This window comes from Bacillus sp. A260 (genome assembly GCF_009861435.1).
In the GTDB taxonomy this organism is placed as follows: domain Bacteria; phylum Bacillota; class Bacilli; order Bacillales; family Bacillaceae_G; genus Bacillus_A; species Bacillus_A cereus.
Window position 1 is genome coordinate 4059842 of record NZ_CP046398.1, and the last position, 21211, is coordinate 4081052.

The following is a 21211-nucleotide window of genomic DNA, read 5'->3' on the forward strand; positions in this document are numbered from 1 at the left end:
TTAGATAATAAAAAAAGACCAGCTTATGGCTGCTCTGGTTTCTCGTCTATTAATTTTTGTACTAATTCTGTTAATGTGGACACATCGTTTGTTAGTTTTGTAACTTGCTCTTTTAGTTGTTTATTCTCACCTTTAACAGTAGTTAACTCTTCGTTAAATTGATGATACTGCTGTTGGAAAGCTGCAATAAGAATAGAAACAGTATTATATAAATTAATGGCCCGCTTCTCTTTATCTGTAAATATAGCATCCGTATCGTCTGCAATCATACCAAAATAGGTTTCAATTTCTTTTGTTGTATATGGTTCTGTTTGTTCCTCTGGTTTGTTCACGCGCATTTGATACAGATCATACATATCGTCTTTAAAGTTGTATTGTTTTATAGCCAAACTCATGATTTTATCAAGAGCTGAGAAAGGAATATCTTTTATATTTTCTTTCATATTTCTAGCCGATGTAGTCTTAAAGGCTTTTGCCCACATATTTTGAGTAGCTATCGCATCCTCTTGCGCATATAGCGTTCTTAATTCTATATCTTTCCATCCCTGACCCATCATATCTTTAATCTGCAAGCCATTGTTATAACCTTGTACAAAACTTGACCTTATCATTGCATTACCCATGATTAAATCATGATCGGTGGCGCCGTTTAAGAAATGTATTTTATAGTCACTGCCTTTTCTTTTGAAAGTAAACTGTCCCCAGTTATTTGTAAAAGCATGAGGCTCCGTTGTGGTCACGCTGAAGGAACCAGCTCCAGATGTCCATCCTTCAGATTCTATCTCAATATTATTCAAACATTTTAAACGTAACTTCCCATCTGCATATATGTCCATATGACCACCATCATTTTGCATTTGAATATATGATGACCATATATTGTTCCCTTCAGCGTTTTCTCCTTTAGAGATTCCAAATTTAGCCCAAGCTTTAGAAGGTTGTTCGAATCCATTGATTCGCGGAGTCGCTTGATAAATATAGAAAGCTCCTGCACCCCTGTATTTAATATTGTCAGAACCAAGGACGAGTGAAGGTTGAATACTTCCATCTGTTGTCTCCATAAACCCAAGATAAGCACGATTAGCGCCACTTCCATATAAAGTCATATCCTGTGCATTTAAGCGGATGTGGTTACTATTAGAACCCTGTGGTGCTGTTTTGATAGTAACTCCTACTAATTCTTGTGCTCTTAAGTGTTTTGCTTCAATGTATCCGTCAAGATAAATTTTCCTAGCCTGAATCAATACAGCTTGAGCTGTTTGGTTAATTGCGGAAGCTATTTCACCAGCTTTAATTCTTGTGCTAATTTCATTACTCATTACAGATAACTGAGAACTATGAGATTCTACAATAGCTTTGCTTCCAAATGTATCGTCTGCTTCTATTTTCGTGTAAACATTTGTAGCTTCTGCCTTTAAGTCAATTCGGTGAGATTGCTGATTGATCGTAGTCTCCATTTGAGTGAATTTATTATTGAAATCACTAGTAGCTACTTTTTTAGCAATCTCACCAACAAGCTGGTCATAGTTGGCGTAATCTTTTGGATTCTCCATGAATGTAGAACGAGTAGATCCTTTTTGTAATTGGGGTTGAGATACCCAAATTGTACCGTTCTGTCTAACCCATATGTCACCTTGTAAATGCGTTACCGCTACGTTAGGAGAAGTAATTTTAACAGATACTAGTACCCAAGAATTGTTGACTAATAAATCTTTAAACTCGGTTTGTACAAATGTTGAAACTGCATTTGCCCCATTAAAGAATTGAAGTTTAATCGCTCCACCATTATCAAGTGTATTCTTATCCTGGACGTATACCCAAGCGGAGAATACATGATCACCGCCATTTTGTACAGCTGGAACCCGCTGCATGATACCAGACCACTTACTAGCAGTTTGCCCGGTAGCTGTAATTTTGACAGAATTGTAACCTTCATGATGCCTAGCACTCTCAGGAACTATAGTAATCCCTGAACCTGTACCTACAATGCTCCATTTCGTTGTACTTGGGGTTGTATTTGTTACAGCTCCTGTGGAAGCGTTTATTACTCGGTCTTCAAATGCAGCATTAAATAGTAAGTTCGTGCTTCCTAACCCACCTACATATTCCTGCATTTGTGTATCAGACACTTTAGATTTCATTTGATTATTCAACTGTGTGATATCATTCGTATTTTGTTGAATAACCTCTCCCTGTTTACCTTGCGTTTGAGATAACGTTGTAATGGTTTGAGAATTAGAATCTGTTGTTTGTTTAACTTGATTCAAGGTGGATTGCATTGTATTTTGATCTTTTTGAACGGTTGAGATTTTAGTTGTAACACCCTCCACACTTTTTTCAATCTCTGTTGTTTTCTTGGTGAATTCATCGGTTGTTACTTGATCTTCTGGAGCTGGTGTCCATTCGGTAGCTTTATTGCCTATTTCAATTTGAAAATTATATACTGTAATTTTTGCTCCAGTTGTGAAATTATCTAATCTCATGTTTACAGCCTTAAAAGCACTACCACTAATCGTTATTACACCCAAATATTTGCCGCTTAAATTTTGAGGGGAAAATGTAATTTTGGATGCAATAAGAGGCCACGGATTGCTCCCTTGCATATACATAGAACCCGATGGTGTCGTTGTACCTTCAACTTTCCAATCAAAAGAAACACAAATTTCCTTATTTAGAATTGAACTAGAATCCCCACCTGCAAAATTATAAATACTTAAAGTTTGATTCGCTGTATTATTACCAATTAAACTAGCTGGAATTGATGTGCCGAGAACAGCATTTCGTCCACCTATTTTAGTGTTATTTACTTTGGTCTCTACACTCGTTAACTTCTCACTGATTTTCCCAGCCTCTTCTTTAATTTCAGTTGTTATTTTCTTAAGCTCACTTGTTGTTTGCTGCACATCAGAAATCGTCTTTTTTGTGCCTTCTACGGTTTGTTCGACTGTATTTAATTTATTACTGATTTCAGTATCTTTTTTTGTTAACGATTCAATAGAAGTTTTAAATCCATTAGAATCCTGTTCAAACTTAGTTACTTTCTTATCAATTTCACCTTGTTTATTTTCGATATTAGAAATTGTGCGACTAACACCTTGTAAACTTTCCTTTACTTCGTTGAATTGTCCTGTCGCCTGATTTTGTGCTTCTTGAACCTTTTGATTCAATTCTGTTTTTGCTGTTTCAATATCTTCCTTAACATCTTTAATACTTTGCTTTAATGGGCCTGTATCTGGAGTAACCCTTTGCCATTGACCACCTTTCCAAAGTTTCTGGACCTTATTTTCAGGATCAGAACTATCTATCCACAAAGTTTTTCCATCACGTAAATTCTCAGTAGGAGCTGTTGGTTGTTCGATAATATCAACCATGTTCTGCTCTATATATTTCTGTGTTGTTTCCGCTAAATCTTTTGCTGTTTGACTTTCTTTTTGTGCCTGATCAGCTTTATCTTTAGCATCAATGATGTCTTTGTTTTGTTCTTTTACTTTATCTTTTAATTGATCAAATAACTCTTGCGGAACCTTGTCATACAACGAGCTTAGTATCTTTTGATACAACCTTCGCAACTCATCATTTTGATCAACGATTTCACGATAATCACCAAATACATAGTTATCTAGTGTAGGATCTTTAAAAGATTCATCACCAGCAATAGCTCGCGCTTCAATATACAGCTTAGGTGTAAACCCTTCATCTATAATTCGAATTGTATCTCCCTCATTGATTTCCTCATGTGATAAACCAGGTATTCTTGCTATATTTTGCGCATCGACTCCATAAGAAACGGAAGCATTCACAAGCTTACCCATTTCTGTTTTCATTAGAGTCAACAGTCTCTCTGGAGACATATTTTGGTCGTCTGTTTGTGGAGTGTAGAAAGCGAATTTATGTTTTCCGTTCTCATTCCAGCGTTGATAAGCTGCATCATCTACAAGATAAGGAACTCCCTTATTTATGGATGAGATTGTAATGAATTCTCCGTTTTCTTTTTTTACAAAACCTAATAAGGCTGTACAAATACTTTGAGAGTTCTCAATACGTTTAATTCCTATTAAATCTTTACCAAAGGTTATTTCTTTTCTTGTATCTCTTCCTCGTTTCTGAACCATATCCACATAGCGTCCAACGATTTTAGAACCAACAACTTCAGCACGATATTGAATTTCTAATTCAAATGAAGCGGCGATTTTCTTAAGTAAATCCAACGGATCGGTAAATTCTTCAATTACCATTGAATGTGCTCCGTCATGTTCCGTTTTACCTATTTTCCACTTCGTCCCTTTAAGGGCTATTTCCATACATTGTTTCAATGTTTTACTTTCTATTTTTTGTGGCTCAATAATTCCTGCCTTAGCAAGCTGAATCCATTCGCCAGATGCATAAACCATTAATGATCTATCTTTAGAATCTTTTTCCGTTTCTGTAATGACATAAGGAACGATTCTGCCACCACGTACTTCTTTTAATACTAAATTTTGTTGTACTAGTGTTGCTGCCTGATCTGTATTCTCAAACACCCTAAACTCTAATGTATCTATATTATTCTTGATTTCCCAATGGCGTTTGTCATCCCAATAATCTTTTGGTTGTATAGCTGAAACGATTTGATTTGTTTTAAAATCAACAACATGTAAGTCTCCACTTGGTGTACTCATCTAAATCGCTCCCTATACGTTAACTTTGCTATTCCTACATTTGCTGGACGTATTATAACTTCATTTTTTCCTCTTTTTATAACAGGGAATGAACTAAATATATCCTTTAGTGCGATTGCATTTGTTCCATTGATTGTTACTAATGATCTTTCTGTATCTATTTGAATTTTATCTCCTATATCAAAAATATAAGGTGTTACATCTTTATCGAAATGATTAATCTTGTAAAACTTAACGTCTTCAACAAACGCGACTTCCATCGCATCATTATTTCCGTATTTAGTAACTGCTACAGCTATTTTCTTTGGCTTCATACTTGTATATTTTGATGTATTACTTACGTCTATCCAATAATCTAATTCAGTATCGTTATCAATCTCTGTATTCGTTCTGTATTTAGATGCTTTAGCAAACCACTTGTTGCCCTCGCGTTTCATTGACAAATGACCTCTAAAGTCATTGAACGACCCTTCACGAATACCACCTGTAGATTCGATAATTCTATAGTTATCTTTATTGACTTCAGATTCCATCCAACCTACACCAACTCTAGCGTTAATGTTCTGCATGGTATTGTAGTAATCTGTTAAATCTAGCATGGTCATAACTTCGTCATTGTCTCCTAGAAGGAATACAGCTACAGAACCCATCTGACCAACTCTATTAGAACGTATTGTGAATTGACAATCTAAAATAAAATCAGTAGCATCTTGAGGAATTGCTCTAGTCATTACAGGTCCATGCCAAGCGGTACCATTACCATAATCTTCAGCATAGAATGCGTAACCTTGCCATATTTTAAAACTACCTGCGGGCTGAATATAACCGATTTTTTGAGTATACGGTGTCCATTTAGTTAAGTCAGTCATTTCATCCCATAAAATACGTTCCTCTCTAGACACCACAACCGTCTGTACTGGAACTGGATAACCTAGCCTAAAGTATTCGTCGCCATTCCATACATCAAGAAAAGGACTCTTTGCTCCTACAGTTATATCAATAATTGGATTAGACTCTACAGATCCTTTGTTAATAAAGTTAGACTTTAAATCACTGTTCTCAATAGCAAGGGTTTTACTTTGTATAGGACCTAACTTATATGGCATTGGGCAAATGAACGTAAGAGTTCCTATTCCAAGTGTTACAAATTCATCTAGATCAAAACTATCATCCACAACCGCTAAATATGTTCTATTTGGTTCTACATCAAAAATAAGCTCTACTGGTTGATCCGTTATTAACCAACTTGCAATTTCTTCTTTTACCATTTCTAAATCTGCATCATCAGGAACTATGATTCCTACAGGAATTGATAAAACACGCATTTCTGTTTGTGTATTTAATAACCTCGCCCCTGGATATCCTGGGGTACTTAGGAAATTCCGTTTCAATGGTGCCCAAGTTGGTCTTTTCCAACCTTTTGCAATTTGAATATAAATTTTACGTTCATTGTTAAATTTGAAAGAGCTCATTTTGACACCTCATTTCTTTATAAAATAAAAGAAACCCAAACCTAAAAGTCTGAGTTTCTCTTTTCTTCTCTTTCTTGATACTCGGTTGTATATCGATAAGTACCACGCGCTACATCTCGCCCTTCTAAAACAACAGGGACTTCCACAACTAAATCGCCACCAAGCATTGGAATTACTCCGCCTCCAGATGATCCGAAAGAATTATTAATTACTTGATTTGATACACTATTTGTCATGGCTTGTCTGCTGTTTGACATACTTCCATACACACCACTCATGACGGTCTTTAATCCTGCTAATTGGCTTGCGGAACTAGCCATCATACGGCTCATATCGTCCATTAATTGATTTATTTCTCCTGATATAGCAAATTGTTGTCTTGGCATGGCTGCTACGATTCCTGCGCCAATATCTCCAAGTGTCTTTTTATTTAAAGGTAAAACCGCTTCTTTTCCAGCTTCACCTGCACCTTGCAAGTTCCCACCATTCATTCCAAATATAGTCGGTTTAGTGAAGATACCACCTTTTGCACGCCAATCTATATTAAGTCCAGAAGGGAACGTAACATCCTTCCCTAAAATATTTTTCGTACTAGTTTGCAAGCTAAAGTGTGGAAGTGGTGGCATTTCAGGTTTAGGAATCTTTAACTTCAAATCACTAAAGAAGCTCTTAATCTTCCCAATAAATTTTTCTACACTGTCAACTGCATCTTTAATTGGATCAATTATAAAGCGTTTAGCTGCTTCGAATTTTTCTTGTGCAGCATTCTTTACGGAATCAAATTTTTCTTTCGCTGAATTATATAAATCAGTAAATTTTTGTTTGGCTGAATTGTAAGCTTCAGTTACTGGATCAATCACGTATTTCTTTGTCAAATTCCAAGCTGTTAGCGTATAGGATTTTATAGTTTCCCAGTTTGATAATATCCAATTAGCCAAATCTGAAAGTTTTTGCTTGGTTGTATTCCACAAGTCTTGAACAGGTTGAATAACATATTCTTTTACCAAATTCCAAGCTGCAAGAGTATATGATTTAGCAAGTTCCCATTTCGAACTTAACCAAGAAATTAAATCGCTAAATTTTTCTTTTACAAAGTTCCAAGTATCTAGGACAGGTTGAATGATGTATTGTTTAAATAATCCCCACGCAACTTGTGCCACCGCTTTTGCAATTTCCCATTGTGTACCAAGCCATGTAACTAATTCGCCAATTTGTTTACTCACCCAATTGTAAGCTTCTTGGATTGGTTGAATAATATACTGACTTATCGCTGCCCATGCAATTTGCACTCCTGCTTGGATTAATAACCAACCAGCCTCAAGAACCGTAGAAATCAATGAAATGATAGGGTCTAAGACCGTAAGTACAGTATTCCACGTTTCCTGCCAAGCTTGTACGAGTGCCCCCCACAATTCAGAAGCTGTTGTAACTAAAGATGACCACCAAGAAGAAGCCGTTTCAACAATTCCGGACCATAAACTACTAAAGAATTCACCTATCGGATCAAAGAAACTATGCATCATTTCAGTGAATGAAGCCCAAGCTCCAGAAAAGAATTCAACAATAGAATTCCAGGTATTACTACATATCTCGCCTATACCTGTCCATAAATCGCTAAAAAACTGACCTATCGGATCAAAGAATGAGTGCATTGTTTCTAAAAATGAATTCCATGCTTCACTAGAGGATTGAACGATGCCATTCCAAAGTTCTATTAAATATTCTTTAATAGAATTCCACATATCAATAGTCCACTGTTTTATAGAATCCCAATTTTTATAAATAGCAACTCCTAGAGCCACTATAGCTGCGATAATAATAGGAACGATAGCAACAAGTCCTGCTGCTGCTAAAGCTCCAATCCCAAAGAAGCTCATGACTGTCATAACTATAGGAGCAAGCGCCATAATTGCACCTGAAATTACGCCAATAGCTATTGCAACAGCCGTTAATGTGGCTGCTAACTTTGGATTGTTTGAAACCCATTCAGCTATTTTGGAGATGACATCCGCTATGACACTAAGAACTGGCTGAAGCGCAACTTGTAAATCCTGCATCGCTTTTTGAAATTCAACTGCTGGATTTGCATCCATTTTCTTAATAGAATCATTCAGTTTATCTTGTTGCTTCCCAAAATCAACTGTTTTCTCTTTCGCACCTAGCAAAGTATTAATGATGTTTTGTCCTTGATCTTCGTACATTGTCATTTTGTTATCGTAAAGGCTTTTTATCCTCTACTTCTTGCACTTCATATTAATGCAAGCTCGGCATACGTTTTCACTTATAAAGAAGTGTCGCGGTCTCGTGGAGGGATTATATCTTTTCACCCTCTATGCTCTGCCCCTGACTATACTTTGTATAGCCTTCGGTTCAAATTAGGATTCGCACCCTCTTTGCTTTATACCGCGATTTTACTTCGGCACAATTCACCATCTACCGAAAAACTTAACACCTAATTCATTACGCTTTGTTTCATCCTCAACTTCTGATAAAGCCTGTGCAATTTCAGTCATTGCTGCCGAACCATCTTTACCACCTTTAGCTACTGCCTGACCCCATTTTTCAACTTGTTCTGCTGAAATTTTTGTGCCTTCAAGCGATTCTTTCATAGCTTTATCGACACCTTGACCGAATTCAGCCGCTTTAATACGCCCTTCTTTTAAACCATCTAAGAGATTATCAATCATTTACATTCAACGTGATTCGCAAGGCCACGCCCGTTCTCTATGAACTGCTATACGTCACCGTATAGATTAGACTATATCTTCAACTACTTGAGTTGCTCCCCGTTTCGAGTGTCATATGCTTACACCCTACGTCTTTCGACTAGTCGTTGCACGTTCCTTAATTAAAAGGCTTCGCTCAGTATTGTCTCATTTGAGAGTTTCACTGAATTAAAGGAGTTTTTCATTGTATGTCGCCATACAAGGGAACTATAATCTAATTCCAAGTACCTGTTTCGACCCCAGCTGCCATAATAGCTTGCACTTCTTCAGCATTGTATCCGGCCCGCGTCAGCTGACCACCATATTCAGCAATAATATCTAATTGTTCCGGTGGAAAACCCATTTTTAATAAGGCATCAGCCATACCCAGAGCGCCTTCTTGTGAAATACCTAATTCATTACCTATTTCATTTGTTTCTTGAATTAATTCAGTAAAATCAATGCCAGCATAAGCATTAGAAATAACAGCTGCACTCTTTACGAAAGAAGCATTTGCTTCATCACTAACATTTTTATTCAAAGCCCATTGTCTTCTTACACCCTCAAGTGCTTCTTCTGCATCTAATCCATAGGCTGAAATTCCTCTCACAGCATCCTCTACTGATTTTTTTGAGGACTCAGGAACATCAAATCCTATTTCAATTTTTGTTTTTAACTTCGACATGTCCATTGCTTTTTCAATTGCGGTTGCAATTCCGCCACCAGCTGCTAACCCACCGATAACATTTTCTAACCCTACTTTTAATCCTTCAAACTTTTTCTCAGTTCTTCCGGCTTCTTGTTGTAAATCTCTTAATTCATTTTGCACTTGCCGTATTGAGTTTCCAGCATCCACAGATCGAAGAGCTCTTTGTAATTTTTCAATATCAGCTTCTGTACCTAATGCCTCACGACCAATAATTCCAATCGCTTGCTCTAACTGACGACTTGTAGCTGTTCCATTTCGAATTGCATTCACAAGACGATTTCCTAATGCTCCTGCAAAATCATCAACGCTTTTTCCTGTAGCTCTAAACAATGTTTCTAATTGCCTTGTAGAACTCGCTACATTCTCTTGCTCAGCTTTCATGTTTCCGAGTTTATTTTTCAGACCATTAAGCGATCCTTCTGTAAATTCAATTTCACGTCTGAATGCACGATATTGTTCTTCAGAAATTTTACCGTTTTGAAATTGAGCTTGTACTTGTTGTTCCGCTGCTTTCAACTTATCTAGTTTTTGCGTTGTATTTTCAATCTGCTGTGTAAGTAACTGTTGTTTTTGCGCTAATGCTTCCACATTACCAGGATCGAACTTTAACAAACGCTCGACATCTTTTAATTCTTTAGCTAAAGCATCACTTTGTTTATTTACATCTTTTAAAGCATTCTGTAACGGCTGAGTATTACCGCCAATTTCAATCGTAATCCCTTTAATTCGTCCTGCCATTTTCTCACCCCTTTCTTAGAATAAATCGAAGTCTTTTTGACCTGCTTTTCTAACTTTTTCTTTATCTGGATTCTCTAACTCAGCGAATTCAGCAATGTAATCAAAGCAATCACCAACGGTCATTTCTTCTAAATCACCTTGTGTTAATTTTGCTTTATAACAAAGAGCAAGAAACAATTCAGTGGTAAATTCTTCATCACTGAATGTCCCTTGCTCTCCATTATTTTTCTTTATTTTTTTTTTGCTCCCATAGTGACCTGAACTAACTCCATAACCTCTGGCATAATTTCTTCAATTGGGAATTCTTCAAATTCATCTAACCATGTCATAGGATCAGGAATATTTGGATCAGCGGTTTTAGCATATAACCAAGTTAAATCATAAATAAGCTCAAAATCCACATTGCTTAAATCAACATTAGACATATCAAGAGGTTGTTGTGAGCCATCTGGTGAAGTTAACGTACTAATTGCCCCTAAACCCATCAAATCTGCAAATAAATTACGTCTAAATTGAGCCTTATAGCGTTTGACTGTTGCTGCTGTAGCTTTTAATCTGACTTTTTTTCCGTCTATTGTAATTGTCTTTTCCATTCACTTACGCCCCTTTTGGTAATGCAGGTACTTTTGTATAAACTTTTTTGTACCAATTATCATAAATTTCTTGTTTTGATTTAGTTGTAGTTTTCGTTTTAACCATACGTTTTCCATTAATATCAATAGGGCTTGATACAAATTTAAGCTCATTTGTATTTGGCTCTGCTGAATTAGTTTTCGTTTTAGATGCAATCGTTGGACGACTTGCTGAACAGTTAAACATAACATGTCGAGTCGCTCGTACATCGCCATCAAATTCAAACAATAAAGCAAATGGTTTTCCTTTTGCGTCAGCTAATTCATTTAATACACCGTCTTCTGCGTCTAATTCCTCTCCTAATGCATCAACTGCAAATTGCTCTGGAATAGTCGCAATAGATAGCGTCCCATCATAACCTTGATTATTACTTGCTGCATAGTAAAGCATGTCATCTGCATAGAACTCAATTAAATCCCCTCGTGGATCAAATGTTAATTCAACCGCACCTGGTAATCGTATCGGTGTACTAAATGTAACTACACCATCTTTAATGTCATAGAGTGCATAGTGGACATTTTTCAGACCGAAAGCTACTTTATTTTCATTCATTTATATCAACCTCGTTCCGTATATTTTTTGATACACTTTTTCAGATTCAATAAAAGTCCCGTACGAGTCATAAGGAATCTCGTAATCGTCTAGGACTTTTTCAAGTTTGGCTTCTGCAACTAAGTCTTTTTTAGTTGTATAAAGCTCAATATTTGCATCGTCTATCTTGTGATACACCTTGTTATCAGCCATTAAATTTGCTGATCCATCCACAAGGAAACATATATAAGGTGGCGCTGGAACTGGCTTGGTCGGCGTTGCTGTAAAATGAGAATAAGCTACAGGATAACCTGTAGCTTCAAGAATTTTTGTTAATTCACCTAATGTCATTATCCAAGCGCCCTTTCAATCTGTCTTGGTAATTCATTAATTACATACTCTTCAACTGGACGAATATGAACTTGACCCGGAACACGTCCACCGCCAACTTTCGCATGTCCTTTTTCTAAAAGATGTGTTAATTGCCCTTGAGTATTATGAATAACAACACCATTATCTTCTTTTTTCTTACGCCACCCTTTACGATAAGCACCTGTTTTTTTAGGACTGTTTTGTTTTAATTTATTCACAGCAACATCAGCAACTTCTTCTTGCGCTGTCAGTAATTCTTCTTCTACAACATTTGCATATCTTTGCAATTCTCTAGCAAGTTCGCTCGCAAAATCATTCATATTAAACATGCTCCTTTGCGATAATAGTCAATGTTTGATACATTTCATCATCATTCATTGGCGGTTCGATAATATCAAAGATACGCCCTTTCATATTGATTCGCATTAATTCTGTAATACCTGTTGTATAAGGAATAACAAACCGATAAATTCGTGTAGACTGTGAAGCCGAAGCTTCAATATACTCCGAACCTTTTACCGTTTTAATCATCGCCCACGCTTTTTTTACTTCTTGCCAATTACCTGTTTCAACTTCTTGATTTAATTCATCTTTTATTACTTCAGGTTGTTCAATGATAATTCGATTTCTACGATCACCTGTATTCAATGGCTTTTTGTACTGAAAAGGACGCATATTAATCACCGTCCAATTTAATTTCTTCTAATGCTTTATCGATGCCTAAACTATTAATCTGACTTAAAAAATTCTTGTCAAAATACTCTAATGCATCGTTATAAACATAACGAGAGCGTTCAAAGACTAATTCTTTGAACTCCTCGTCATTATTTAAATCATAACTCCCGCAAATCCTAAGTAACGCCTTGTTAGACGTAGAAAGGATGCGCTTTAGGTTATCATCTTCATCATCACCCAAGTGCATCCTATCTTTAAATTCCTGTAATACTCCATTCGAAATTACCTTATCCATTCACATCATCCTTGTGTCGGTGGCGTTACTTCTTCAAGTTTCAATGTATAAACTTGTGAAGTGTATTTATCCTTTGGTTTACCTGTAGCATATTGTTTAGCAATATAAACAGTTGCATCTTCTAAAGCTAATGTTTCTTCATACTTTTTGATTGGCTCTGTTCCACCCATCGCTGCAATGTATTCTCCTTTAACAAAGAAAACCACTTGTCCTTGAGGTACAAATACAGATTCTGTTGGGATTGGATTAAAAGGTAAGCTCGTTACATATACACCTGCCGCATTTTGAATCGTAGCATTTGCTTGAATATCAAAAGTATCGAATGGATTTGTTACCATAACTACTTTACCAGCAATATTTTTTGGTCGATTTGCATCTGTCTTACCATCAGGATTTAATTTTTTAGCCAATAATTTGACCACGCCTTTTAATTCATTAATTGTTTTGCGACCAGGCTCAAACGTTAAAGTTCCAGCAACTTTTTTATCTGGATATACTCCATTCGTGACACTTCCGCTAGGGTCTTTTAATAATCCAATAGGTTCATTTTTACCCGTACCAGCTACAAAACCACGTTCTAAACCTACTGACATCGCTTCTGTAATCATAGTACGAACATATCGTTCCACCCATACTGGACCAAGCTTCAACATATCATTCGCTAATGGAATAAATGCCGTTAATTTCAGTTGAGTAATAGATTCTTTTCGGAATGTAGCATTTAATTGCCCTTTAATATCACCAAATAAAGGTCCCCATACAGCAGCACCCTCTGAATCTCCATAAATAAATTCTGTCACGGCTCCTAAATTCTCTAAACCGATATGCTCTAGTAACGGATGACCTTGAACTAAATCATCAAAAATTCTCTCTTGTGTTGTTTTAGGTAAAGTTTCAGTAGATTTAAAACCACCATCTTCAACAACAGCATTAAAGAACTTCATTTCTTCACTTGTTAGTACATTAGCACCGCGAGATTGCATAATAGAACGATCTACCATTGATTCATTCACTTGATTTAAAATATCTGAACGAACATCTGTAGCAAGTGCTTCAATCATGGAATTTAACGCTACTGATTGTTCTTCCGCTGTACCATCCTGTGTCGCTTTTGCAAAAGCTAGTTTTTTCTCTTCGAAATTATTAAACTTAATAACCATATTTTATTTTCCTCCTAAATTTAAAAAGAGCGTACTCAAATTCTGTTTTGTATGAACAGGCTTTTGAATAGGCTCTTTTGGATTTGTATTCGTTTGTAAATCATTCAAAATTTCATTTTTCAAACCTGATAATGCTGCATTTAAATCTTCTTTTGTAATCCCTGGGCTTTTGTTCATGGTTCCATTTCTAAAGCCATCGATTACCTTCTGTGGAAGCATGGCAGCAGTAGAAGCTGACGCTGTCATTTTAACCTGATTATCTATAAACATGATTTCATCCACAAAATTATTTTCTAATGCTTGTTGTGGACCCATCCAAGTTTCTTCAGCCATCATATGAAGTAGTTCCTCTTCTGATTTACCACTTTTAATGACATAGGCGTTTACAATTGCTCGATCAGTTGTTTTCAACATTTCAGCAGCTTTTTCCATATCACGATGATCTCCACCATTCCACATAGAAGCATTGTGAATCATAATTTGTGCTGTAGGTGAAATTCGCACTTTATTACCAGCCATCGCAATTACAGAAGCCGCACTTGCTGCTAATCCAACGATTTGAACTTCTACATGACCAGGATAATTTTTCAACGCTGTGTAAATCTCTGAACCTTCATGTACATAACCACCAGGGCTATTAATTGATACAACTAAGTCATCTCCATTTGCATCATCAAGCGCTTTTGAAATCTTACCCGGGCTTGCAGCATCCATTTCAAACCAATCATAAATCCAAGCTTCATCATTAGAAATAATTGGACCTTTCACGTCAATTTTCACCGTCATTTTCTTTCTCACCCCCTTCAGAGTCATTTAATTTTGTATAGTTTTTCGTAATATGATGGATATTCAGGTTTGGATCATCCGACTCTTCATAATCTACTTCCGAACGAATTTCATTTCCTGTAAATGCACTTGAAGAAATGAGTTTATCAATACTTGTCGCAAGTTCAAATATACTTTGATAGGAAACCGCCTTAACCTCAATTTTTTGTCCCAAAAGATATTCACTCATTTCGAAGAATTTAACATTCGCTTCATCAGATAGTTTTTTTAATAATGGTCGTACTGTGAAAAGCATATAATTTTTCGTTTGCTTTTCTACATCAGCCATTTCTCCATATATCAAAGCTATAGGAATACCGATTGCCATAGCTACTTGATTTAAGAAACCATTTGTTACTTTATTGATTTCTTCCACACTTGGGCCATTTGCAACACCATTGTATATCTCGTTATAATTAATACCTTTTTGCTGTGGAACAATAGCTATATCTTTCGAACCAATTGACTTATACATGTTGTCTATAAACTCTTGTAACTTTGCTATTTGTTCCTCAGTTTTAGCACCAATCATATCCATATCAACTGTTCCGCGAACTTGATTTTTACGTTTTTGAGAGTTTAATATTCTGCCGAACAAATCCCCATAATCTGCAAATAACCCATCAATAAGTGGGGTTAATTTATCATTCCGATACTTCAAATGAATAACTTCGCTTTGTTTAAAACTTCTCTTAAACGTATAATCTTTTACTGTGACATTCGTAAAGGTATCTTCAAACACAGCGTACTCATTATGTTGAAATCCATCTGCAATAAGTAAATCACCATCATCTGCTTGTATTACTAAACACTCATTATCATAAATTAGTTTTCGAACAAACCGTTCCCAAAAGGTACTTGCGGTCATATTCTTGTTTGGTCTTACGTTTAATCGATAATAAAGCACATCCTTCTTAAATGTTTTACCATTTCTTATTCTAAATTCAGATTGACTAATCGTCCTTCCTAAAAATGAAACGCATGTATCAATTGCCAATCGTTTCATATGAAGCCTGTTTGCTGTATCAGTTATTATGTCCAGATCTAACATGAATTCCAGTTCCTTATTTCTTTTAAATACTGAACCTAACCATCCAATGATTATCACCCCCTTTATTAGAATTTAATATTGCCTATAACAAAATCAGTGGCTTCTTGTATCTCATCCGCCCGATAAAGAGCATGCACAAAACACTGAAACCCATCTGTTTTTCGACGAACAGGCTCTTTCTTTTCGTATATTTTATTTCCATCAGCTTTAATAACAACCAACACATTTTGCGTATACCAACGCATTAGTGGATTATCCTCAAAAATAATTTGTTTATTTGCAAACGCCATTTCAATACGTGGAGCTAACAAACTATGAATTGCTTTTGGGTTTCGTATAACCTCTATTTCAAATCCTTCTGCTACCAATAATGGTCTTATTGCTTCCATTCTGAAGTTATCAGCTATAATCTTTTTAATCCCATATTGTTCACGCATTTCTACAAACCAATCAACAATGTGCTGAGGATTAATAGTCGGTTCATCCACAACTGTTAGTAGTCCTTGTTCTTCCCATTCTTTTATTGGAGCAAATTTTTGTTTTTTAAACTCACCTGCTTTTTTAGAGTATCCATAATAGATATCAACAAATTCTTTTCGAACAAACGAATGAGTTTTAAAAATGTACTCCCCATTTTGTCTAAATAATAGACCACATGCCGCAAAGTCTCGAATACTTGCAAAGTCTAACGCTCCTATGCATTCTTGAGCATATAAATCAGGAAATGGACGATTTGTAGCAAGAATTTCTGACCATTTTGCAACGGACCGTTCTAAATTTGTAACAGGTAAGTTCATTCGCTTAGTCATGAACTCTTCTCGGTTACTTGGATCGTCCTCTAAATCCTCATACTCTTCTTTTATTGTTTCAAGTAAGCCTTCAGCATACTCACTTAACGGCTGAGATAACATTGGATTCGCCATTTCCCAATTATCGATGTCATCAACTTCTTTTTCATCATTTAATTTACAGATGAAAGGGAACAGCGCATTGGGACGGGCCTCACCTTTTAAAACTTTCATTGCCTTTTCTTTTAATTTATCTAAGAATCCATCTCTTACATATCCATCTGTACCAATGTAAAACTCACGCGGATTTTTCTTTTTTCCCAAACCACTGATGTGAACACGGACATCTTTATTGCTTTCATATTGATGGACTTCATCGAACATTACAGCGCCATCGCGAAGACCATCTTTTGTGTCTCCGTTTGATGTTCTAAACTTCACTACACTTCCAGTCGATTTCGAAATGGTTTGTGTTAATGTTGTTTTAAAAGCTCTCTGTAAAACTTCATTTCTTTTAATACATTTATGAATTTCATCTGGGCTTGTTTTTGCTTGTTCTTCACTATTCGCAACAACGGAAATGTTATATTCAGAAATTCCATGTAATTCACTTATTAAAAAGTGAAGAATAACTGTCATTAAACCATTTTTACCGCCGCCACGGCCAAGCATCCACAAGAATTTCCGATAAAATACACGGCCATTTTTCTTATAAAATAAAAAGACGAATGCTATTAAGAATTTTTGAAATGATTGTAATGGAAAGTACCACTTTTCACCAAAGCGGATACACTTCTCGATCATTTCATCATCAAAATACAAGTCGTCTCTGTTTAAAACGTATTTTTCCAGGTATTCAATTAACAGTTTTCTTTCATTGTTGAACTTTACTTTATCACTTCTATAAAGTTCAATGTATTCATCTACATATTTTTGCCTAATCATACTAAATCACTTGGACTGTAACCCGAATTAGAAGCACCAACTTTAGGAGAAATTTTTATATCTCTTCCCAAAGCAATTAATGAACTGTTAATTTTATTCCTCTCACTTATAAGAGGGTGGGCTTTAACAAAAACTTGAGAACCGTTTTTTATCGTTACGGACTCGCCTTCTTTATTAATAGTTTTATTTATTTTTCTAAATGCTTTTACAAGATCAATATATCTTTCTACCTTTTCAACTTCGACTAAATCTGTAATATCAATACTATTCATAAGCTGTTCTTTTAACCTCACAATACTAACAGCCATTTACCCACCCCCCTTACGTGCGTAAAATCGAAAAAAACCTGACAGTTAACCCCCTCCTCCGGTGCCCCTTAGAGCAATTTTTGATGAAATATTTTAAGGGGGGGTATTATTATCGAATCATTTTTACCACTTTTCATCGTTTTCCCATTTGTTTATCTTTTTAACAAACACTCTACCGTGTTCTTTATTATGGCAATCCACACAGACTGTTTCTAAGTTATCTATTTCTAAAGCAAGTTCCGGATAATGTTCCAGTTCTTTTATATGATGGACAACGAGTTGAATCTTCTTACGCTTTGCACTTTCACTGTACTCATTGGTGTCCACACGAACACTACCATTGCGCTTACACTCTTGGCATTCATAGTTGTCCCTCTTCTTTACTTGTTCACGTATGCTCTTCCATTCACCACTGTCATAGAACTTACGCTTCTGTTGTTTGGTTTTGTATTCCTTCACTAATCATTACACCACCATGCTCACAATGTTTGCACCGCAATCCATCTTTTGTTCTAGCTTGTTGCTCAGTGTATTGAACTGTATATCCACATGATACACATCTAAACTGTACAACTTCTTGATTTCTTTTTCTCTTTAATAAGTCATCAATTAGTTTATTAATTAGACTTACATCCGCTTCTTTCTTTACCTTTGGTGTTGTGTTTCTATGAAACTCGTCTAACACTTCAACGATTGGTGGTAATGTTTCTAAATCTACATACTCTTCAATATCATCCACACCAATAGAATTAAGAATTGTGCCAAGAACAATTGCTTTCTCAAGTTTAGTTAATTGCATCTCTTCTTTTCTCCTTCCTCAATCCGTCCACGGAATTGAATATCAAGACATTTTTCACAATAGAAACTCCCTAAGATATGGATAGATACTTGTCTGTTATCAGCTTGTATCTGTGTTGTTTTACTATCCATCAATCGATATCTATGTTCACATTCTTTAAGTTGATTAATATTTTGTTTGTACTTTTCTAACTTCCATATATCTACAAAAGCACCGTTACATTTAGGACAAACAGTTACTTCTTGATATTCATCTTCTGGTGCTTGATAAGTTTTAATTTGATAGTCACAAGCTAAACAGCATCTTGAAATATTACTCATTCATCCTCACCCCTTACACTTAAATCCTTTCTCCATTTATCTTTTTCCAATAATTCTTTTATTGATGTTTGCATGAGATATTCCACAGAATAAAACATAGGTTTCCCACCATATAGCTTGTAATACTTAACATCTATTCCAGACTTTTTGTGCGCTTTTTCAAGTGGTTTAAGGTATTTGATATATGCTTTCTTATCAATAGGCATAAGACCAAGTGCAGCAATCTTACCGTTTAAAACGCTATCCAACTATCCTCACTCCTTTTAGCAAACCGTCCTTGCTCTAATACATCTAGGCTTACGATCCATCACTTGGGATTTCATTACTTTGTGTTTAACATATCCATATATTTGTTTAGGTGTTGTTGGTTCATATTCATAATTAAGGCATTGTGTGAAAGCTCTCGTCATTTCCACAATCGATTCCCAATTATCTCGAATCCAATTGCTGATTACTTTATACGCTTCATATAATTTATAGAACTCTTTTAATCGAGCCTCAATATCATCTTTCATTACCTCACCTCAGTTTAAAAAATATTCCGATTATATATTTACCAAATAAATACAAGTTGTTATAATAAAGTTAACATTGCCATCAGGAAAAGTGATTCGCCCCCCAAGCGAGTTGCTTTTCCTTTTTTTGTTTATTGTTTTAAGAATTCGTCTATCGCCTTATCCAGTACACTAATAAGCGATTCTCTTGTTTGTTTTGGTGTCATATCATCATTGATCTCATTATGTAAAGCCACAGCCTTATCTAATTTCCGTGGTTCAATGTGTCGTTTAACCACTTCCATTCCAATAACAATGTTGATTAAATGACCGACAACCACTGTTTGTTCTTGTTTATTTAGTTTCATTTCTTATCACCTCAGTTTAAAATCTCTCTTTAATTTCGGTAAATTCGCTGACTTTTTGAGCTATCGTTTTACCATTTAAAACAACAGGAACTTCTATAAATAAAGAATCAGTTTTATTCGTAAACCTACCCATAACCTTATCCAAGTTCTCAAATGCTTCCACACATGCATAAGCTACGTTTGTTAATTCCTTCATTTGTTTCAATGCTTCAGTCGTATCAACATTCACCTGAATTGCTAATTCACTAGTTGTACTTTGATCAGTTCGCTTCTTAACCGGATTATAAGGTTTAGGTGTTGCTGGTCCGCCACATTTGACACATCTCATCCCATCTAAAAAATGTCCAAACATCACGGTGCGACACTCATTGTCCATACATTCTAATTGCCTTTTAAATTTCATCTTTCATCCTCCTCCAAAATAAAAAAAGCACCTGAATGGATGCTTTTTTTAGATTATTAATTTGTACTTTAATTCCGGTACGTGAAGTTTCATCCTTATTCCAATCACCTAATGATGAACCGCTGATACATATCAACAATATTAAGTAACTGGAAGAAGAGCAAAAGCTCTCCCTAATGACAGTATCATTCAATCATTACCATCTGCTGGTTTCGGATTTTATGTGCCATCATTACGAAATCGTTTAGACAACATATAGTTTATAAAGGAACATTGTGAGTTGTGTTTTCCGCCACTTCTCACAATACAAATATATCACGTGAATTCCAAAACAACCGGCACATTTCCTGCCAAAAAGCGGTCACGACTCTGCCACTTTTTTCTATACATTATTGTTCTATACTCAGTTATTTATCGTATGGCAACCCTAATTCTTTTCTCAAACTATTATACTTTGAATAAACATAGTAAAATAGTTCTTCGAAATCATATGCTGCTTTAGGACCACTATAATTCCCTATTGTTACATCCATAAAACGCCCACCTGCTTTTGTATCTTCAATAATTTCTCTTAAGCGAGAGTCTACTAGTTCACTATTGCTATGTATAATATTCTCTATTTCCCCTAGCTTTCCCGGTCCTTTATAATCCGAAAAATAACTTTTATCCTGCGACAATATCTGATATATAGGAGCATAAACTTCTTTTAAAATTTTTTCTTTATTATTACGTTTTCTTCCACGCCGTTCCCTACTCCAAGTAAAAATTTGATTTAATAACGCACCCACTATCGCACCAATAACTGCATATATTATCTTCTCGTAATCCATTTGTTTATTCACCTCCAATTTCTATTATATATTAATTTCAGCTTCTATCTACTTACCCATATCTTGTATTGTGTGTAACTGACCCCTTCGCCAAACCCCTTGATATCATTGATTTCGTTTCACTTTCTCTTT

General features: G+C 35.7%; 22 protein-coding genes and 2 pseudogenes. All 24 read right to left on the minus strand.

Annotation, left to right across the window (positions count from 1 at the left end):
- Positions 1-23: 23 nt before the first annotated feature.
- The 24 genes and pseudogenes from GD442_RS20515 to GD442_RS20630 all read right to left on the minus strand — a co-directional run bounded on the left by GD442_RS20515 (position 24) and on the right by GD442_RS20630 (position 21079).
- Positions 24-4658, minus strand: coding sequence for a phage tail spike protein (locus GD442_RS20515; RefSeq protein WP_159365152.1), 4635 nt, complete (start codon positions 4656-4658; stop codon positions 24-26).
- Positions 4655-6130, minus strand: a complete 1476-nt coding sequence (locus GD442_RS20520; protein ID WP_159365153.1) for a distal tail protein Dit — start codon at positions 6128-6130, stop codon at positions 4655-4657. Before GD442_RS20520 ends, GD442_RS20515 begins: the two co-directional genes overlap by 4 nt.
- 41 nt (positions 6131-6171) lie before the next feature.
- Positions 6172-8337, minus strand: coding sequence for a phage tail tape measure protein (locus tag GD442_RS20525; protein ID WP_159365154.1), 2166 nt, complete (start codon positions 8335-8337; stop codon positions 6172-6174).
- Between the two features lie 228 nt (positions 8338-8565).
- A pseudogene (locus GD442_RS20530) lies at positions 8566-8814 on the minus strand (hypothetical protein); the annotation flags it as partial.
- A 259-nt stretch (positions 8815-9073) separates the two neighbouring features.
- Positions 9074-10282 (minus strand): annotated as a pseudogene (locus tag GD442_RS20535) (DUF2207 domain-containing protein); the annotation flags it as partial.
- 230 nt (positions 10283-10512) lie between these two features.
- A complete protein-coding gene (locus tag GD442_RS20540; protein ID WP_159365156.1) occupies positions 10513-10875 on the minus strand; it encodes a hypothetical protein in 363 nt (120 codons plus the stop codon).
- Positions 10876-10879: 4 nt separating this feature from the next.
- The gene (locus tag GD442_RS20545; RefSeq protein WP_159365157.1) at positions 10880-11467 is read right to left on the minus strand and encodes a major tail protein; all 588 of its coding nucleotides are present in this window, start codon (positions 11465-11467) and stop codon (positions 10880-10882) included.
- On the minus strand, positions 11468-11797 hold the full coding sequence (locus GD442_RS20550) for a hypothetical protein (protein ID WP_159365158.1): 330 nt from the start codon (positions 11795-11797) through the stop codon (positions 11468-11470).
- Positions 11797-12138 carry an HK97 gp10 family phage protein gene (locus tag GD442_RS20555; RefSeq protein WP_159365159.1) on the minus strand — a complete coding sequence of 114 codons (342 nt, stop codon included), beginning with the start codon at positions 12136-12138 and terminating at the stop codon, positions 11797-11799. Before GD442_RS20555 ends, GD442_RS20550 begins: the two co-directional genes overlap by 1 nt.
- Before the next feature lies 1 nt (position 12139).
- Complete coding sequence (locus tag GD442_RS20560) at positions 12140-12493, minus strand: phage head closure protein (RefSeq protein WP_159365160.1); 354 nt, start codon at positions 12491-12493, stop codon at positions 12140-12142.
- A 1-nt stretch (position 12494) separates the two neighbouring features.
- A complete protein-coding gene (locus tag GD442_RS20565) occupies positions 12495-12788 on the minus strand; it encodes a hypothetical protein (protein WP_063537139.1) in 294 nt (97 codons plus the stop codon).
- 5 nt (positions 12789-12793) lie between these two features.
- On the minus strand, positions 12794-13948 hold the full coding sequence (locus GD442_RS20570; RefSeq protein WP_159365161.1) for a phage major capsid protein: 1155 nt from the start codon (positions 13946-13948) through the stop codon (positions 12794-12796).
- Positions 13949-13951: 3 nt separating this feature from the next.
- Positions 13952-14734 carry a head maturation protease, ClpP-related gene (locus GD442_RS20575; RefSeq protein ID WP_159365162.1) on the minus strand — a complete coding sequence of 261 codons (783 nt, stop codon included), beginning with the start codon at positions 14732-14734 and terminating at the stop codon, positions 13952-13954.
- The gene (locus tag GD442_RS20580) at positions 14718-15881 is read right to left on the minus strand and encodes a phage portal protein (RefSeq protein ID WP_159365163.1); all 1164 of its coding nucleotides are present in this window, start codon (positions 15879-15881) and stop codon (positions 14718-14720) included. Before GD442_RS20580 ends, GD442_RS20575 begins: the two co-directional genes overlap by 17 nt.
- Positions 15882-15889: 8 nt before the next feature.
- Positions 15890-17557 (minus strand): terminase TerL endonuclease subunit, encoded by a 1668-nt coding sequence (locus tag GD442_RS20585; RefSeq protein ID WP_159365164.1) that lies wholly within the window; start codon positions 17555-17557, stop codon positions 15890-15892.
- Positions 17554-17865, minus strand: a complete 312-nt coding sequence (locus GD442_RS20590; protein ID WP_097920522.1) for a P27 family phage terminase small subunit — start codon at positions 17863-17865, stop codon at positions 17554-17556. The genes GD442_RS20585 and GD442_RS20590 overlap by 4 nt, the downstream gene beginning before the upstream one ends.
- 123 nt (positions 17866-17988) lie before the next feature.
- Complete coding sequence (locus tag GD442_RS20595) at positions 17989-18324, minus strand: HNH endonuclease (protein ID WP_159365165.1); 336 nt, start codon at positions 18322-18324, stop codon at positions 17989-17991.
- Positions 18290-18664: an SIR2 family protein gene (locus GD442_RS20600; protein ID WP_159365166.1), complete on the minus strand. Its 375-nt coding sequence runs from the start codon at positions 18662-18664 to the stop codon at positions 18290-18292. Before GD442_RS20600 ends, GD442_RS20595 begins: the two co-directional genes overlap by 35 nt.
- Entirely contained in the window at positions 18655-18984 is a 330-nt protein-coding gene (locus GD442_RS20605; protein WP_159365167.1) for a hypothetical protein, read from the minus strand. Before GD442_RS20605 ends, GD442_RS20600 begins: the two co-directional genes overlap by 10 nt.
- The gene (locus tag GD442_RS20610) at positions 18981-19232 is read right to left on the minus strand and encodes a hydrolase (protein WP_159365168.1); all 252 of its coding nucleotides are present in this window, start codon (positions 19230-19232) and stop codon (positions 18981-18983) included. Before GD442_RS20610 ends, GD442_RS20605 begins: the two co-directional genes overlap by 4 nt.
- Positions 19233-19247: 15 nt before the next feature.
- On the minus strand, positions 19248-19499 hold the full coding sequence (locus tag GD442_RS20615) for a hypothetical protein (RefSeq protein WP_159365169.1): 252 nt from the start codon (positions 19497-19499) through the stop codon (positions 19248-19250).
- 131 nt (positions 19500-19630) lie between these two features.
- On the minus strand, positions 19631-19846 hold the full coding sequence (locus GD442_RS20620; RefSeq protein WP_159365170.1) for a hypothetical protein: 216 nt from the start codon (positions 19844-19846) through the stop codon (positions 19631-19633).
- Positions 19847-19862: 16 nt separating this feature from the next.
- On the minus strand, positions 19863-20249 hold the full coding sequence (locus GD442_RS28165; RefSeq protein ID WP_236582421.1) for a hypothetical protein: 387 nt from the start codon (positions 20247-20249) through the stop codon (positions 19863-19865).
- A 407-nt stretch (positions 20250-20656) separates the two neighbouring features.
- A complete protein-coding gene (locus tag GD442_RS20630) occupies positions 20657-21079 on the minus strand; it encodes a hypothetical protein (RefSeq protein WP_159365171.1) in 423 nt (140 codons plus the stop codon).
- Between the last annotated feature and the right edge of the window lie 132 nt (positions 21080-21211).

Excerpts from the sequence above, each read along its gene's own strand:
- GD442_RS20565 (WP_063537139.1), bottom strand. The coding sequence starts at position 12,788 with ATGGATAAGGTAATTTCGAATGGAGTATTACAGGAATTTAAAGATAGG.
- GD442_RS20630 (WP_159365171.1), bottom strand. The coding sequence starts at position 21,079 with ATGGATTACGAGAAGATAATATATGCAGTTATTGGTGCGATAGTGGGT.
- GD442_RS20555 (WP_159365159.1), bottom strand. The coding sequence starts at position 12,138 with ATGAATGATTTTGCGAGCGAACTTGCTAGAGAATTGCAAAGATATGCA.
- GD442_RS20540 (WP_159365156.1), bottom strand. The coding sequence starts at position 10,875 with ATGGAAAAGACAATTACAATAGACGGAAAAAAAGTCAGATTAAAAGCT.
- GD442_RS20525 (WP_159365154.1), bottom strand. The coding sequence starts at position 8,337 with ATGACAATGTACGAAGATCAAGGACAAAACATCATTAATACTTTGCTA.
- GD442_RS20575 (WP_159365162.1), bottom strand. The coding sequence starts at position 14,734 with ATGACGGTGAAAATTGACGTGAAAGGTCCAATTATTTCTAATGATGAA.
- GD442_RS20515 (WP_159365152.1), bottom strand. The coding sequence starts at position 4,658 with ATGAGTACACCAAGTGGAGACTTACATGTTGTTGATTTTAAAACAAAT.
- GD442_RS20560 (WP_159365160.1), bottom strand. The coding sequence starts at position 12,493 with ATGCGTCCTTTTCAGTACAAAAAGCCATTGAATACAGGTGATCGTAGA.
- GD442_RS20620 (WP_159365170.1), bottom strand. The coding sequence starts at position 19,846 with ATGAAACTAAATAAACAAGAACAAACAGTGGTTGTCGGTCATTTAATC.
- GD442_RS28165 (WP_236582421.1), bottom strand. The coding sequence starts at position 20,249 with ATGAAATTTAAAAGGCAATTAGAATGTATGGACAATGAGTGTCGCACC.
- GD442_RS20590 (WP_097920522.1), bottom strand. The coding sequence starts at position 17,865 with ATGGCTGTTAGTATTGTGAGGTTAAAAGAACAGCTTATGAATAGTATT.
- GD442_RS20600 (WP_159365166.1), bottom strand. The coding sequence starts at position 18,664 with ATGCAATTAACTAAACTTGAGAAAGCAATTGTTCTTGGCACAATTCTT.
- GD442_RS20545 (WP_159365157.1), bottom strand. The coding sequence starts at position 11,467 with ATGAATGAAAATAAAGTAGCTTTCGGTCTGAAAAATGTCCACTATGCA.
- GD442_RS20615 (WP_159365169.1), bottom strand. The coding sequence starts at position 19,499 with ATGAAAGATGATATTGAGGCTCGATTAAAAGAGTTCTATAAATTATAT.
- GD442_RS20585 (WP_159365164.1), bottom strand. The coding sequence starts at position 17,557 with ATGATTAGGCAAAAATATGTAGATGAATACATTGAACTTTATAGAAGT.
- GD442_RS20550 (WP_159365158.1), bottom strand. The coding sequence starts at position 11,797 with ATGACATTAGGTGAATTAACAAAAATTCTTGAAGCTACAGGTTATCCT.
- GD442_RS20520 (WP_159365153.1), bottom strand. The coding sequence starts at position 6,130 with ATGAGCTCTTTCAAATTTAACAATGAACGTAAAATTTATATTCAAATT.
- GD442_RS20605 (WP_159365167.1), bottom strand. The coding sequence starts at position 18,984 with ATGAGTAATATTTCAAGATGCTGTTTAGCTTGTGACTATCAAATTAAA.
- GD442_RS20570 (WP_159365161.1), bottom strand. The coding sequence starts at position 13,948 with ATGGTTATTAAGTTTAATAATTTCGAAGAGAAAAAACTAGCTTTTGCA.